Raw genomic sequence first — 14242 nt, 5'->3', positions numbered from 1 at the left:
ACATCAATAAGGCAAATTCCCTCCACTTTACATCCACATGCGCCATTAATCTAGCTAAGGAGTATAGGAATGGCAAGTTAGCTAGAACACAAAAATAATTTGGATGACCTACGCACAAAGGTTAGTGGTTGACATTGGGACTAACAGGTGTAGGTTTTTGAGGAGATGTCTGGGAAACTTGGTTTTAGGGTTTAAGAGTATGGGGATGTAGGGAATGATCAATTTTCCGAAGATTTTCCGTTAGCAAAAATTAACTAGGTTGAGTATCATTAATGTGGTTTGCCTAAATTTTTTAGTAAATATTTTTGCAATGCAGCTAGGTTTTCAAACTTCTCCCAGAGGCACTTAGACATTACTTACAAAAGTTTTACTCTATTTAAACTGCGTCAGTGAGACGGTTCTTACAAATGCTTTTATTGTGATTTTGTTTACTGGGCTGAAGTCTGTATTGAAAAAAGTCTTGGCCTTGATGGCTTAGGCTGAAATTAGCTCTGTTGTTTGTTTTGTGTGTAATACCTTTAATGAAGATGCCGTAATGGGAGACCGATATAGCTTGCAAGAAGAACCTATTCATCCGTGGATTAGAACCGCTCCCTTTTTTCAAGGGTTGCCCGAATCAGCTGTGGAAGCAGCCCTTATCCATCTGGTGACTCGAACACACCCAGCAAATCAAGTGATTTTGTTGGAAAATGACTGGGGTGGTTCTGTATATTTCATCTTTGAGGGTTGGGTAAAAATTCGTACTTATAATTTGGAAGGTAAAGAAGTAACTCTGAATATTCTGGGTAAAGGCGAATTATTTGGTGAAATGGCAGCTTTAGATGAAGTGCCTCGTTCTACCGATGTGATTACTCTTACTCCTACAGTTATCGGCAGTCTACCATCTCAAGATTTTGTCAAGTTACTCCAAATAGAACCCTTGGCAGGGGTAAGATTATCCAAGTTGATGGCTAGGCGCTTGCGGCAAGTAAATCGTCGTCTACGGTTGCGAGAATCTGATAGCCAATCGCGGGTAGCAGACACTTTGTTATTTTTAGCAGAAGGGCAGGGCAAGCGATCGCTCACAGGAACAGAAATTCCGAATTTGCCTCACCGAGAATTAAGTAGTTTAAGTGGGCTGGCGCGAGAAACCGTAACAAGAGTCTTGACTAGGTTAGAAAAGAAAGGGTTAATTCAACGGGATCAAGACACTATTTCCATCCCCGATGTGTTAGCCCTGGAAAGATTGATTGTATAAAAAATTTTCAAAATGAGTATTGTCAATTCTCTGCCCGAAGAGCCAGAGGAAAGCCCCTCTTCTGAATCTCCATTTTCTCACCAAGAGGAATTACAACAAAACGACAATTCCCATCGTTCTGGGAACCATAGTCAATTACAATCTCCTCATTTAAAAGCTGCTGCACCTTTAAGAATGGTAGAAACGGCATTTTTAGCTAGTACTGCCAGCTTAATTTGGTTTATTAATTTTTATTTTCCTTTGGGGCCAGTATTGCGGATATTTTTTCCAGTACCGATCGCTCTAGTTTACCTGCGCTGGGGGCAAAGAGCCGCATGGATGGCCGCAGTTACCTCTGGCTTGTTGTTATCTGTACTCATGGGGCCTGTTCGCAGTCTCTTGTTTGTTATGCCTTATGCTTTTATGGGCGTACTCTTGGGCGCAACCTGGAATCGTCGCGTTCCTTGGATTGTGTCTATTACGTTAGCTACACTTTTAGGCACTTTAGGTTTCTTTTTTCGGATGTGGTTACTGTCTATATTGTCCGGCGAAGACTTATGGATTTATTTAATTAACCAAGTTACAGACATCATCGAGTGGATATTTCTCAAACTCGGATTATTAAACACTCCCAGTGTATTTTTGATTCAAGTCGGAGCTTTTGCCTTGGTTGTTATTAATAACTTTATTTATCTATTTGTGGTACACCTAGCTGCATGGCTACTACTAGATCGTTTGGGCAATCCTATTCCCCGTCCTCCCCGCTGGGTGCAAGTCATGATGGATTATGAAGGGTAGAGAAGGCAGGAGGCAGAAGTCTAGAGTTTTTTAACTATTGACTTTTGACTTTTGACACTTGATTCTTAATTTATGATTAGTATTTATACTCAAATAGAACAAGGTAAAGCCTGGATTAATAAATATCGTGGTAATTTACCTGTGTTTGCCTGTGTGTTAGGTTTTACAGAAACTGCTTTGATTCCCGGAATTTCAGCGGCTGGAAGTACGCCAGAAGACCGCAAGTACACAGCTTGCGCGGATGCTGAATTTTTATACTACGGTGCAGCACATCAACCGCACTATTCTTTACCACCACTCACAGCGGGAGCATCGCCTGTGTTAATTTCTCGCGCTGTGGTGGAAGCACTGCAAATTCCAGTTTATTTATTTAATGCGGGATTACCTCAGTTCCCGGCTATACCAGCAATTGATTTAGGTGGTTCCTTAGCTAAGTGTGTAAGTACAGGTAAGGCGATGGAATTAGCCACAGTCAAACATTTGCTAGAACAAGGAATGATTTGGGGCGATCGCTTGGCGGCTGAAGTTCCACAAAGTTACGTAATTTTGAGTGAATGCGTTGTTGGCGGTACGACAACCGCTTTAGCTGTTCTCACAGCTTTAGGAATAGATGCGATCGGCAAAGTCAACAGCAGTCACCCAATTTGTAACCATCAGCAAAAATGGGAAATAGTTCAGTCGGGGTTACAAAAAATTCCCCATAATTCCCATCCTTTAGAAATCGTGGCAGCCGTGGGTGATCCTATGCAAGTGGTAGTGGCGGGAATGGCGATCGCCGCTAGTCGTCGTTCTGGGGTAATACTAGCAGGTGGAACACAAATGCTTGCCGTTTACGCTTTAACTACAGCAATTTCTCAAACACTTCACTTATTTTGGCAACCCACAGAGGTAATTGTCGGTACAACCCGCTGGGTAGCCGAAGATCCCACCGGTGAGACTGTTGATTTAGCCCTCAGCTTAGATAAAATCAGCAAAACTCAAGGTACAAATCCACCTTTACTATCAACACAACTAAGTTTTGCCAATTCCTGTTATCCCCAACTCCAAGCTTATGAGCAAGGTTTTGTCAAAGAAGGTGTAGGTGCAGGAGCCGCCTGCATTGCAGCCTATCTCTACCAAAATTGGTCACAATCTCAACTTTTAGCAGCTATTGAAGACCAATTCCAGCGGCTGACTCAATCTCAAGACTAAAATCCAAAATTTAGCTCAATACGGTTCATTTAACAGGAAAGGTAACTTCAGACATTGTTGATTGCTGAAAACTTTAACTCAGCACTTTGCTGAAGTATGACCTCAATGCAAAAGTACCGGACTGAGAAAGCTCCGGTAAATTCTGGGAAATATTGACTATTGAACCATTAATGAATTCTTTCTCGGAGTAATTGTTCTTCTAATGCCGCAATCCGATTGTAGGCTGCTGTTAATTGCGCTGTCAGTCGTTGTATCTGAATTTCTGGTGTTAAAATCTTCTCCCCGCCTTGACGATTCATATCTAAATAAATGCCATCAGTTAGAACATCCTTATGTTCAAACTCTGGATTCAAACTAATTGATCCTTTTAATTGATAAGGAAAAGTATCACTATTTTCTTGATAGTTATCTTTTGCTTGTGTTTTCGCTAAGGAGCATTCTGAGAAAGCCTGAGCCACTTTAAAATCAAGCTGCTCAATTACCTGGTAGAGGGCATCCAGTTTATGGCTTAAAGTCAGGATCTGGTTTTGTAATGGCTCCATCTAATACCCTCGTCAGTATATTTCCTCCATGTTATTCAATTTACTGGCAATGTTAAACATACTTATGAATTATTTAATTATTCAAATATTCTGTCGGAATGAAATAACTAAGTTATTAAATATCAATGCTTCTTAAATATTAATTAAAGTTATAGCTCTATTTTTTATTAAAAAATGTAAACTTAAAGGAATTTATTTTGAGAAAAACCTGAAAGCGTAAAAAATAAAAAACTATTTACAGATAACTTAAGGTAAAAAACATATTTTTACCGTTAATATAGTTCTCTCATAATTCATAGTTTTCTGACAATTGTTTTTTAATTCAATTTTAATTACTAAGGTGTGTTAAACATTGAGATGATATTTTTGAAGAGCAATCATCTCAAACCATTTCACGAAAAAAAATGATACAAATTTATGGGTTTTTCATAATCCTCAATCATTAGTGAACAACTGCGCTGTTCCCTTTCTTTGTGTACTTTGCGTCCTTCTCTGCGGGTTCGCTGTTAGGCGTTATCGAAGAATAGTCCTAACGCGTCTATGCGGTTCGTGATCAGAATTATTTGTTCACTACCTATCTGGAATTTCTGTAGAATTCATTTGATTGTTAAGGTTTTGTCTGGCTCAATTTTTGTTGAGTCTGCCCAAGAGATGAATTCTTCCACGAATCAATTCTTCATCCCTGTGGTCGCAATTCCGCGAATAAATTGACGCTGACCAATCAGAAACAGTAGCATAACCGGCACCGTTGCAATAGTTACTGCCGCCATCATCAAAGGCCAGTTATTGGTAAACTGCTCTTGAAATTCCGCCAATGCCAACTGTACTGTTCTTAATTCTGGGCGTGTGGTGAATACCAAAGGCTTAAATAAATCATTCCATTCAGCAATAAAGGTGAATAAAAACAATGTCACCAAAGCTGGACGGGCTAAAGGTAACAATACTCGCCACAAAATTTGTAGCCTGTTCGCCCCATCAATAGTTGCGGCTTCTTCCAATTCTACTGGAATGGTTTGAAAATATTGCCGTAAGAGAAATATGCCAAAACCATTGACAGCCGTTGGTAAAATCAGCGCCCCATAAGTATTAATTAAGTGTCCCCACTTTAAAACCAAAAATATCGGTATAACCAACAGCTGAAAAGGGATTACCAAGGTTGCTAAAACAACTAGCAGTAGAGCTTGTCTACCACGAAATTTCAATCTCGCCAGGGCGTAACCAGCCAAAGCTGAGGTGATCAACTGAAACGCCGTGACTGCGATCGCTACTAAGGTAGAATTAGCAAACGCCAACAGGAACTTCCCTCGCTGCCACGCATCATAATAATTACCTAAAGTCCAACCTTGAGGCATCATATCTGGAGTCGCGCCAGGAGGTGCAAAAGATGTGAAAAACACGACAAATAGCGGGAGTAAGACAATTAATGCGCCGCATAGCAGCACCGCTAAACTAAAAATATCGCCAGATTTCAGATTCCAACTTGATTTCATCATAAGTAAATAGATAGCAGAAGCTAGGGGCTAGGAGGAATTGACCATTGACTATCGACTATTAACCTTTGACTCTTGATTCATTTGTTTCTTTAGTACTAGAGCATCGCCCCCAGCAAAAGCTAATCTATTACATAGTGACTTGTTAAGTTAAATTAAACAACAGTGAAGATTACCCTAAAATTACAGGGGAAATTAAGCGTTAGTATCAAATGATTCATCTTACAGGAGTGAAGATACCATGCAGCCGTTGGCAGCCGAATTAGAAATTGATTTCCAAAGCGAAACATATAAAGATGCCTATAGTCGCATTAATGCGATCGTGATTGAAGGGGAACAAGAAGCTTATGAGAATTACATCAAACTAGCTGAACTGCTGCCAGCAAATCATGATCAACTGATTGGCTTGTCGAAAATGGAAAGCCGCCATAAAAAGGGCTTTGAAGCTTGTGGACGGAATTTAAAAGTTACCCCAGACCTGCAATTTGCTAAGGAGTTTTTTGCACCTCTGCACGATAACTTTAAAGCAGCAGCAGCCACAGGTAACGTTGTCACTTGCTTACTGATTCAATCTTTGATTATTGAATGCTTTGCGATCGCGGCCTACAACATCTATATCCCTGTTGCTGATGATTTTGCCCGCAAAATTACTGAGGGTGTAGTCAAAGATGAATACAGTCATTTAAACTTTGGTGAAGTTTGGCTGAAAGCTAACTTTGAAGCATCTAAAGCTGAACTAGAAGAAGCAAACCGCCAAAACTTACCCATTGTTTGGAAAATGCTCAACCAAGTAGCAGCCGATGCTGAAGTGTTAGCAATGGAAAAAGAAGCTTTAGTCGAAGACTTCATGATTCAATACGGTGAAGCCCTAAGTAACATTGGCTTCACAACTAGAGATATCATGCGCTTGTCAGCCTACGGACTGTCCGCTGCTTAAAACAAGTATGAAGAATGAAGGATGAAGATAAAAGAAGAATCCAAAAGTGGGCATTCAGGATACAGAATAACTGAGCCTGGGTCTGCAACCCACAGATTTATTTAGGGCTTCGTCAAGAATTCATCCTGAATTCTGACTCCTGAATCCGATTTTGCTAAAACTTCAGACTTCAGACTTCAGACTTTATTGTATTTTTAAGGTTAGGTATTGTCACTTACCCACTAAATTCCACGCTTTCGACGCAGCAAACGCCTAATACAATACATGTTTGGTCTAATTGGACATCTGACTAGTTTAGAACACGCTCAAGCGGTAGCTCAACAATTGGGATACCCAGAATATGCCGATCAAGGTCTAGATTTTTGGTGCAGCGCCCCGCCACAAATTGTTGATCACATTAAAGTTACCAGCCTGACTGGAGAGATAATTGAAGGCAAGTATGTAGAATCATGCTTTTTGCCAGAAATGCTGGCGAATCGGCGGATTAAGGCGGCAACGCGCAAAATTCTTAATGCAATGGCTCATGCTCAAAAGCATGATATAGACATCACAGCTTTAGGCGGTTTTTCATCAATTATTTTTGAAAACTTTAATTTAGAGCAGTTCAGCCAAGTCCGCAACATCAAATTAGAGTTTGAACGCTTCACTACAGGCAATACACACACTGCCTACATTATCTGTCGGCAAGTAGAAGCCGCTGCAAAACAAGTAGGAATTGAACTGTCGAAAGCAACAGTAGCTATATGTGGAGCAACTGGGGATATTGGTAGTGCAGTAACCCGCTGGCTAGATGCCAAAACGGATGTCAAAGAAATTTTGCTGATTGCCCGTAACCAAGAACGCCTGCAAAATCTCCAAGACGAATTGGGGCGAGGGAAAATCATGGCTTTGGATGAAGCATTACCCGAAGCTGATATTGTAGTGTGGGTGGCAAGTATGCCCAAAGGGGTAGAAATTGACCCCAAGGTGTTAAAACAACCTTGCCTACTCATTGATGGTGGCTATCCTAAAAATTTAGGTACGAAAATTCAACATCCTGGCGTTTATGTACTCAACGGTGGCATTGTTGAGCATTCTTTAGATATTGACTGGAAAATTATGCAAATCGTCAATATGGAAGTGCCAGAACGCCAGCTATTTGCCTGTTTTGCCGAAGCTATGCTACTGGAATTTGAGAAGTTACATACGAACTTTTCTTGGGGGCGTAATCAGATTACCGTAGACAAAATGGAGCAGATTGGTCAAGCATCGGTGAAACACGGCTTTAGGCCTCTGCTGCTTTAGCAAAGTCAAAAGTAAAAAGTTAAAAGAATCTTTTTACTTTTGCCTTTTTACTTTTTACTTCTTAAATCCCCAATCCCTAGTTCCTCACCCCTAGTTTATATGGCTACTACCGAGCGTAAACCACTACTGTTAGATTTTGAAAAGCCGTTAGCAGAACTATCCAACCGCATTGAGCAGATTCGACAACTTGCAGAAGAAAATGGCGTTGATGTATCTGGTGAAATTCGCAAGCTAGAAGCACGCGCGACAAAACTGCGTGAAGAGATTTTTAGTACTTTATCTCCGGCTCAAAGGGTGCAAGTCGCCCGTCATCCCCGTCGTCCCAGTACTCTTGATTACATCCAGGCGATTACAGATGAATGGATGGAGTTGCATGGCGATCGCTGTGGTACTGATGATCCGGCTTTAATTGCTGGTGTAGCTCGTTTAGGTGGGCAGCCGGTGGTGATGTTAGGTCAACAAAAAGGGCGTGACACTAAAGACAATATTGCCCGTAACTTCGGGATGGCGGCTCCTGGTGGTTATCGCAAAGCAATGCGTTTGATGGAACATGCCAATAAGTTTGGAATGCCGATTTTAGCTTTTGTTGATACACCCGGCGCTTTAGCCACAGTAGCCGCAGAACATCAAGGTGCTGGCGAAGCCATAGCTTATAATCTGCGCGAGATGTTTAGCTTAGATGTACCGATTATTTGCACAGTTATTGGTGAAGCAAGTTCTGGTGGAGCGCTGGGTATTGGTATTTGCGATCGCCTACTGATGTTTGAACACGCTGTTTACACTGTGATTAGCCCTGAAGGTTGTGCGGCGATTCTCTGGAAAGATGCCAGTAAAGCACCTCAAGCCGCTGTCGCCTTAAAAATTACTTCCCATGACTTAAAAAACTTAGGGATTATTGACCAAATTTTAGCGGAACCAATTGGCGGCGCTCATTCTGATCCTCTAGAAGCCGCAACCACCCTCAAGCAAGCACTTTTAGATAATTTAGATGAACTTAAACAGTTAACATCTCCAGAAAGACGACAAATGCGCTACGAAAAATTCCGCAAAATTGGTGTTTTTACAGAAATTCCCCACTAGCCAGCCAAACCTAGGTCATTAACTCAAGAGCAATGTTATAATTGCCTGTGGTTCTTAAAGATTTTTAACAATCTTTTTAACCACAGGCATTTGTATTTATGATGAATCGTCTCACTTAAATGAGAGATTTGTGTAGTTTTTAGTAACTTACTGCGAGTAGACAGCCAAAACACCCGGATGAAGAAGAATTTTCATCACTGGCGTATATCTAATTGGCAAAAATGCCCACACTGACAATTCAATATAGCAATTGTCAAAAAAAAATTATCGGAATTTAAGGTTACTTTAATGTAGCCCATCCGAAAGACTTAAATAATTTGGTGGCAAGGGGCTTGGGTCACTGCCAAAAAAATGGGGGAAAGTATGAGTAGTAAGCAGAAACAACATGCCCTGATTACTGGGGCTAGTAGTGGAATTGGCAAAGCCACCGCTTTAGCATTCGCCAAGGCAGGCATAGATGTTGCTTTAGTCAGCCGTTCTTTAGATAAATTAGAGGCGGTAGCAACAGCAGCCAAGCAAACCGGAGTAGAAGCCAAAGCTTACGCCCTGGATTTAGCCGATTTACCACAAGTAGAAGCAAAAATAAATGCGATCGCCCAAGATTTTGGCAACATAGATATTTTGGTAAACAATGCCGGAATAGGCTATACAGCTAATTTAAATGACACCAGCTTAGAAGACTGGCAACAAGTTATTAACATCAATCTCACCAGTGTATTTGAGTGCATCAAAGGAATTTTGCCGGGAATGCGCGATCGCTGCACAGGCACAATTATCAACGTAGCCTCAATAGCTGCCAAGCAAACCTTTGCTGGATGGGGAGCCTATTGTGTTAGCAAAGCCGGACTTCTAGCCCTTTCTCAAACCCTGGCTCAAGAAGAACGCGCCCACGGTATCCGTGTTACGGCCATTTGTCCTGGTTCTGTGAATACAGAAATCTGGGACACAGACACCGTTAATGTCAACTTTGACCGTTCAAAAATGTTAACTCCAGAAATTGTGGCACAGTCAATTCTCCACACCGTCTTATTGCCACCACAAGCGGTGATTGATGAATTGATTCTCATGCCCAATACAGGCACTTTTTAGGCATTTGTTCTTGGTCATTAGTCATTTGTTATGAGTGAATCACAAAAGACAAATGACCAACGACCAATGACTAATGACTGATAGCAAACATCCAAAAATTAACTGAAAATTACATCATGACTATTGCTAGTTCTAACGGTTCCAATCGTTTTCAATCTCCGCTGATTTCCGATTTGGCAGAGGCCATCAATACCAGACCCGATCGCAACACCCACGACGGACGACTACCGGATTTGCAACCGCCTTCTGAGGAAAATATGGAGCAAATGATGGATGCCGTCAGGAACATCATAGTCGGCGTTGGCGAAGATCCTGAGCGTGAAGGACTGCTCAAGACTCCCAAGCGTGTTGCTGAGGCAATGCGTTATCTTACCAGTGGCTATAACCAATCTTTAGAAGAACTGGTGAATGGTGCCATCTTTGATGAAGGTCATAACGAGATGGTACTAGTTCGAGATATTAACTTCTTTAGCCTCTGCGAACATCACATGCTGCCGTTTATGGGGAGAGCGCATGTTGCTTATATTCCTAATCAAAAAGTTGTGGGCTTAAGTAAGTTAGCCCGGATTGTGGAAATGTATTCCCGACGGTTGCAAGTTCAGGAAAGATTAACTCGCCAAATTGCCGAAGCGATTCAGACGATTTTGGAACCTCAAGGTGTAGCAGTAGTTATGGAAGCTACTCACATGTGTATGGTTATGCGGGGTGTTCAGAAACCCGGTTCATGGACTGTTACCAGCGCTATGTTGGGCGTATTCCACGACGAGCAAAAAACCCGTGAAGAATTCTTTAACTTGATTCGCCATCAACCATCATTCTTTTAGAAGTAACGCGATGTGCGACTTATTTTTGAAACCCCACTTCCATTCTTCTCACGCCAGTTGCTACAACGGGGGGAACCCCCGCAACGCACTGGCTCCCCGCAACGGAGAGAGGCTTTGATTCTCGCTCCCCTTCCCTACAAGGGAAGGGGTTGGGGGTTAGGTCTGAGATAAAGTTGCACACAGCGTGAAGTATGAAAAATAAAATTTCATACTAGCCTGCGGCAAGCCACCTAAAAGGTGTCTACATACTTCATACTTTAGTTTTAAGCCTTTCAAACAGTAGCGCTACCTTGTGTAAATCTTTATCTCCGGGTTGAATTTCGACACCGCTGGATAAATCTATACCATTAGGCTTGACTTGGCTAAGGGCTTCTAAGATATTTTCTGGTGTTAATCCTCCCGCTAAAAACCACGGGCTACTGGGGTGAAATTTTTCTAGCATTGCCCAATCTAAAGTTTGGCCTGTACCGCCTAACTGTTGGGGATGATAGGCATCAAGTAATAAAGTATCTACGTATTGAGCATAAATAGATGCTTGTTCCAGATGGTCAAAACTTCGTATCCTCAGTGCTTTGAGAATTTCTACATTGGGGATTTTTTGACGTGCTTGGTGGCAAAATTCAGGTGTTTCATCACCGTGCAACTGCACACCAGTTAAACCAGAATCATTCACTATCTGGCTAATCTCCTCAATGGGAGCGTTAGCAAACACGCCGATTTTATCAATGTCATCTGGTAGCTGTGTCACGGTTGCCCTAATTTGCATTGCTGTAACATAACGAGGCGAAGTAGGTACACAAATAAATCCTAAAGCTGTTGCGCCTAAAGATGCGATCGCTTTAGCTTGTTTTGGTTGAGTGATGCCGCAGATTTTAACCCGCATATAGTTCTAAAGAGCGAATTTTTGCTAACAATCTCTGGTTGCTTACTCAGTAATTCTATAATTTTGAAGGTTTTATGAATTTTGTCATTTAGGAGACAGAACCTTGATGTTATCAAATTTACTGGCAGCAGCAGCTAATGTTCCCGCAACTCCCGCGTGGACTCCCACCGTTGGAATCATTATTAGCGTTAGCAGCATCATCATTCTGTTGCTATCCACCCGCATCGAACAACCCCAAGTAGGGCCTAAGTTACCAGGTTTGCCAGTTAGTGTTACCACCTTTATCGCGGCTATGGCTTTTGGTCATATCATCGGCATTGGGATTGTTTTAGGACTGACTAATATTGGTCGTCTGTAAAATACAAGATGACACAGAGATGAGATTCTCAATCAATCCCATACTCTAAACTTATTCTTGTTCTTTCTCTAGCAATGCAACTCTCAAGTGTAGCTCAGTTGAATTTTGCTATTTTTGTTACCTTAAAGACAGATTTCATAGCAACTTCATCACGACAGCTAAGTTGATAGTTCTTGTCTGGAGAAAGAACCATAAGTAGATGCAAAACAAACTACCGCAAATAATTTGGTTAGCATCGGCGGCGATCGCACTATTAGCCAGTGGTTGCGAGGAAATGCTAAAATACGCGCCACCGTTGCCCAGTCTTGAATTACCATCAAGCCAACCACCACAGCCTGTAATTTCTGCCGAATCTGCCAAAATTGCAGACATGGAAGCCGCAATTCGCCAAGGTATCAACCAAGTGCGACAGCAAAATGGACTTCAGCCGCTACAAAATAATGAAAAACTCACCCAGGTAGCCCGCAACTATAGCCATCAGATGGCGCAGAAAAAGTTCTTTAGTCACACTGGTGCCGATGGTAGTACCTTACGAGACAGAGTACGTGCAGGCAGAATCAATTATTGGATGGTTGGGGAAAACTTATTTACATCTACCAATGTGCCGCAACCTGTACCAGCCGCCATCAAAGGTTGGATGAACAGCCCTGGACACCGAGCCAATATTCTGCGTCCAGTATTCCGAGAAACAGGTGTGGGCATCTGGCGAGTTGGGAATACATACTACATGACTCAGTTATTTTTGCGACAATAACTTCTTCTCGACTGTCGCCTATCACCCATAGCAGAAGACAGGAGGCAGGAGGAAAAGTCTGATTATTCCTGGCATTCAAGCTTTCAAATTGTCCTAACATATCTGACTACCGCTATATCACAGGATAGGTGCAGCGATCGCCGATTCAATCTAAACTACAAATGTATTATTATGACAGGAGTTTTAGTGAAAGCTAGATGGATAATTACAGCAGCTTCAGCAGCCCTGTTCTTTGGTGGTAGCCTGTTCACATCGCTGCGCGATCCTTGGTTTCAAAATCTGCAACGTCCCAGTTGGTTGACCTTTGAGTTTCTTATTCCTGTTATTTGGACTTTCATTTGGGTTTGCCTTACGATTTCTGCAATCATTGTGTGGGAGAAAAGTTGCAAAAAAGGTTTTCGTCCTTGGGGTTTGCTAGTAGTTTATGGGGCGATCGCTTTACTCACATCACTTTACAGTCCCGTTGTGGTAGAACTTCGCAGTTTGACTGGTGGTATGATTGTGGGCGGTTTAGCGACAGTTTTGGTGTACATTTTGGCTTTTGTTGTTAAGCCAATTTCGCAAACTGCTTCATGGCTATTTCTACCTTACGCATTGTGGGGGCCTTTTGGTACTTATTTAACTTGGTTATTACTACAACTCAATAGCCCCATCAACCCATAATGAAACGATTAATTCCCTATTTCTCGCTTTATTTAACTTTGCTATTAACTGGCTGTGTTGCCAATAGAGATGGTAAAAATCCTCTAGTTACAGCAACACTCAATCCAGCCGCACCCAGCAATAATCAAGATGCAAATTACATCACTAAGGTTGTACAACAAGTAGGGTCAGCAGTGGTACGCATCAATTCAACGCGGATTGTGGCAGTATCTCCACAAGACTCTTATTTAGGGCGTTTTTTTGGCGCACAGGTGCCAAATAGAGAAGAAGTGCAAAGGGGTATTGGTTCAGGATTTATTACCAGTGCGGATGGGATTATTTTGACGAACGCTCATGTTGTCGCCGATGCAGATAACGTATCCGTGGTGTTAAAAGACGGACGCAGTCTTCAAGGTAAGGTAGTAGGCGTTGATCGTGTAACGGATGTGGCGGTAGTGCGAATTAAAGGTACAGGATTACCGACAGTCAAGTTTGGTAACTCAGATAATTTGTTACCAGGGCAATGGGCGATCGCCATCGGCAATCCTCTAGGATTAGATAATACAGTCACTCAGGGAATCATCAGTGCGACTCAGCGTTCAGTGGCTGATTTAGGAGTACCAACCGAACGTGTAGATTTTATTCAAACTGATGCAGCCATTAACCCTGGTAATTCTGGTGGCCCCTTGCTCAACGCTCAAGGAGAAGTAATCGGAATGAATACCGCCATCATCCAAGGAGCGCAAGGATTAGGCTTTGCCATTCCCATCAAAACAGCACAAAGAATTGCTAATGAATTAATCACTAAAGGACGAGTAGATCATCCTTATGTTGGCATTCAAATGGGTGAGTTAACACCTGATTTACGCAGCAAAATTAATCAGAGTGATACAGGTTTAAAAGTTAATCAAGATACAGGTGTGATTATTTTAGGAGTCGCCTCCAACTCTCCCGCTGCTCGTGCAGGGTTGCGTCCAGGCGACATTATTGACAGTATTAACGGTGTTGCCATTCAAGATATTCGGCAAGTGCAACAATTGGTAGAAACTACCAAAGTTGGCGACATGATGCAAATTACAATTAATCGTAATGGTAAAAAACAAGCGATCGCCATTCGCACAGTTGCTTTACCTGCAAGAGACATTAGTTGAAGA

General features: G+C 42.0%; 15 protein-coding genes. 12 read left to right on the top strand and 3 right to left on the bottom strand.

Annotation, left to right across the window (positions count from 1 at the left end; translation table 11 throughout):
• Positions 1–535: 535 nt before the first annotated feature.
• The 3 genes from NCWK1_RS00525 to cobT all read left to right on the top strand — a co-directional run bounded on the left by NCWK1_RS00525 (position 536) and on the right by cobT (position 3205).
• Positions 536–1237: a Crp/Fnr family transcriptional regulator gene (locus tag NCWK1_RS00525; RefSeq protein ID WP_096582350.1), complete on the top strand. Its 702-nt coding sequence runs from the start codon at positions 536–538 to the stop codon at positions 1235–1237.
• A 12-nt stretch (positions 1238–1249) separates the two neighbouring features.
• Positions 1250–2014, top strand: a complete 765-nt coding sequence (locus NCWK1_RS00520; protein WP_103123345.1) for a DUF2232 domain-containing protein — start codon at positions 1250–1252, stop codon at positions 2012–2014.
• A gap of 72 nt (positions 2015–2086) precedes the next feature.
• A complete protein-coding gene (gene cobT, locus NCWK1_RS00515) occupies positions 2087–3205 on the top strand; it encodes a nicotinate mononucleotide-dependent phosphoribosyltransferase CobT (RefSeq protein ID WP_103123344.1) in 1119 nt (372 codons plus the stop codon).
• 167 nt (positions 3206–3372) lie between these two features.
• On the opposite strand, the gene NCWK1_RS00510 is transcribed toward cobT, so the two are convergent.
• Positions 3373–3747 carry a hypothetical protein gene (locus NCWK1_RS00510; RefSeq protein ID WP_103123343.1) on the bottom strand — a complete coding sequence of 125 codons (375 nt, stop codon included), beginning with the start codon at positions 3745–3747 and terminating at the stop codon, positions 3373–3375.
• A gap of 668 nt (positions 3748–4415) precedes the next feature.
• Positions 4416–5240, bottom strand: a complete 825-nt coding sequence (locus NCWK1_RS00505; RefSeq protein WP_096582358.1) for a carbohydrate ABC transporter permease — start codon at positions 5238–5240, stop codon at positions 4416–4418.
• Positions 5241–5478: 238 nt separating this feature from the next.
• Between NCWK1_RS00505 and NCWK1_RS00500 the strand changes: the two genes are divergently transcribed.
• From NCWK1_RS00500 to folE, 5 genes are all read left to right on the top strand, one after another.
• Positions 5479–6174 carry an aldehyde oxygenase (deformylating) gene (locus NCWK1_RS00500; protein ID WP_096582360.1) on the top strand — a complete coding sequence of 232 codons (696 nt, stop codon included), beginning with the start codon at positions 5479–5481 and terminating at the stop codon, positions 6172–6174.
• A gap of 264 nt (positions 6175–6438) precedes the next feature.
• On the top strand, positions 6439–7458 hold the full coding sequence (locus NCWK1_RS00495; protein ID WP_103123342.1) for a long-chain acyl-[acyl-carrier-protein] reductase: 1020 nt from the start codon (positions 6439–6441) through the stop codon (positions 7456–7458).
• A 99-nt stretch (positions 7459–7557) separates the two neighbouring features.
• Positions 7558–8538, top strand: a complete 981-nt coding sequence (locus NCWK1_RS00490) for an acetyl-CoA carboxylase carboxyltransferase subunit alpha (protein WP_096582364.1) — start codon at positions 7558–7560, stop codon at positions 8536–8538.
• Positions 8539–8901: 363 nt separating this feature from the next.
• Positions 8902–9627: an SDR family oxidoreductase gene (locus NCWK1_RS00485; protein WP_103123548.1), complete on the top strand. Its 726-nt coding sequence runs from the start codon at positions 8902–8904 to the stop codon at positions 9625–9627.
• A 116-nt stretch (positions 9628–9743) separates the two neighbouring features.
• The gene (gene folE, locus NCWK1_RS00480; RefSeq protein ID WP_096582366.1) at positions 9744–10451 is read left to right on the top strand and encodes a GTP cyclohydrolase I FolE; all 708 of its coding nucleotides are present in this window, start codon (positions 9744–9746) and stop codon (positions 10449–10451) included.
• 250 nt (positions 10452–10701) lie between these two features.
• On the opposite strand, the gene NCWK1_RS00475 is transcribed toward folE, so the two are convergent.
• A complete protein-coding gene (locus NCWK1_RS00475) occupies positions 10702–11334 on the bottom strand; it encodes a phosphoribosylanthranilate isomerase (protein WP_103123341.1) in 633 nt (210 codons plus the stop codon).
• A 106-nt stretch (positions 11335–11440) separates the two neighbouring features.
• Here NCWK1_RS00475 and psaK point away from each other — a divergent pair, with 106 nt between their 5' ends.
• The 4 genes from psaK to NCWK1_RS00455 all read left to right on the top strand — a co-directional run bounded on the left by psaK (position 11441) and on the right by NCWK1_RS00455 (position 14239).
• A complete protein-coding gene (gene psaK / locus NCWK1_RS00470) occupies positions 11441–11692 on the top strand; it encodes a photosystem I reaction center subunit PsaK (protein ID WP_096582370.1) in 252 nt (83 codons plus the stop codon).
• 199 nt (positions 11693–11891) lie between these two features.
• Positions 11892–12446 (top strand): CAP domain-containing protein, encoded by a 555-nt coding sequence (locus tag NCWK1_RS00465; protein ID WP_103123340.1) that lies wholly within the window; start codon positions 11892–11894, stop codon positions 12444–12446.
• Positions 12447–12632: 186 nt separating this feature from the next.
• Complete coding sequence (locus NCWK1_RS00460; RefSeq protein ID WP_187308027.1) at positions 12633–13109, top strand: TspO/MBR family protein; 477 nt, start codon at positions 12633–12635, stop codon at positions 13107–13109.
• A complete protein-coding gene (locus NCWK1_RS00455; protein ID WP_103123338.1) occupies positions 13109–14239 on the top strand; it encodes an HhoA/HhoB/HtrA family serine endopeptidase in 1131 nt (376 codons plus the stop codon). The genes NCWK1_RS00460 and NCWK1_RS00455 overlap by 1 nt, the downstream gene beginning before the upstream one ends.
• The last annotated feature ends 3 nt before the right edge of the window (positions 14240–14242 follow it).

This window comes from Nostoc cycadae WK-1 (assembly GCF_002897135.1).
GTDB lineage: Bacteria > Cyanobacteriota > Cyanobacteriia > Cyanobacteriales > Nostocaceae > Nostoc_B.
Note: the sequence above shows the minus strand (reverse complement) of the source record. Positions and strands in the feature narration are given on the sequence as shown.

Coding starts and splice junctions, on each gene's coding strand:
- NCWK1_RS00525 (WP_096582350.1), top strand. CDS start 536: ATGGGAGACCGATATAGCTTGCAAGAAGAACCTATTCATCCGTGGATT.
- NCWK1_RS00520 (WP_103123345.1), top strand. CDS start 1,250: ATGAGTATTGTCAATTCTCTGCCCGAAGAGCCAGAGGAAAGCCCCTCT.
- cobT (WP_103123344.1), top strand. CDS start 2,087: ATGATTAGTATTTATACTCAAATAGAACAAGGTAAAGCCTGGATTAAT.
- NCWK1_RS00510 (WP_103123343.1), bottom strand. CDS start 3,747: ATGGAGCCATTACAAAACCAGATCCTGACTTTAAGCCATAAACTGGAT.
- NCWK1_RS00505 (WP_096582358.1), bottom strand. CDS start 5,240: ATGATGAAATCAAGTTGGAATCTGAAATCTGGCGATATTTTTAGTTTA.
- NCWK1_RS00500 (WP_096582360.1), top strand. CDS start 5,479: ATGCAGCCGTTGGCAGCCGAATTAGAAATTGATTTCCAAAGCGAAACA.
- NCWK1_RS00495 (WP_103123342.1), top strand. CDS start 6,439: ATGTTTGGTCTAATTGGACATCTGACTAGTTTAGAACACGCTCAAGCG.
- NCWK1_RS00490 (WP_096582364.1), top strand. CDS start 7,558: ATGGCTACTACCGAGCGTAAACCACTACTGTTAGATTTTGAAAAGCCG.
- NCWK1_RS00485 (WP_103123548.1), top strand. CDS start 8,902: ATGAGTAGTAAGCAGAAACAACATGCCCTGATTACTGGGGCTAGTAGT.
- folE (WP_096582366.1), top strand. CDS start 9,744: ATGACTATTGCTAGTTCTAACGGTTCCAATCGTTTTCAATCTCCGCTG.
- NCWK1_RS00475 (WP_103123341.1), bottom strand. CDS start 11,334: ATGCGGGTTAAAATCTGCGGCATCACTCAACCAAAACAAGCTAAAGCG.
- psaK (WP_096582370.1), top strand. CDS start 11,441: ATGTTATCAAATTTACTGGCAGCAGCAGCTAATGTTCCCGCAACTCCC.
- NCWK1_RS00465 (WP_103123340.1), top strand. CDS start 11,892: ATGCAAAACAAACTACCGCAAATAATTTGGTTAGCATCGGCGGCGATC.
- NCWK1_RS00455 (WP_103123338.1), top strand. CDS start 13,109: ATGAAACGATTAATTCCCTATTTCTCGCTTTATTTAACTTTGCTATTA.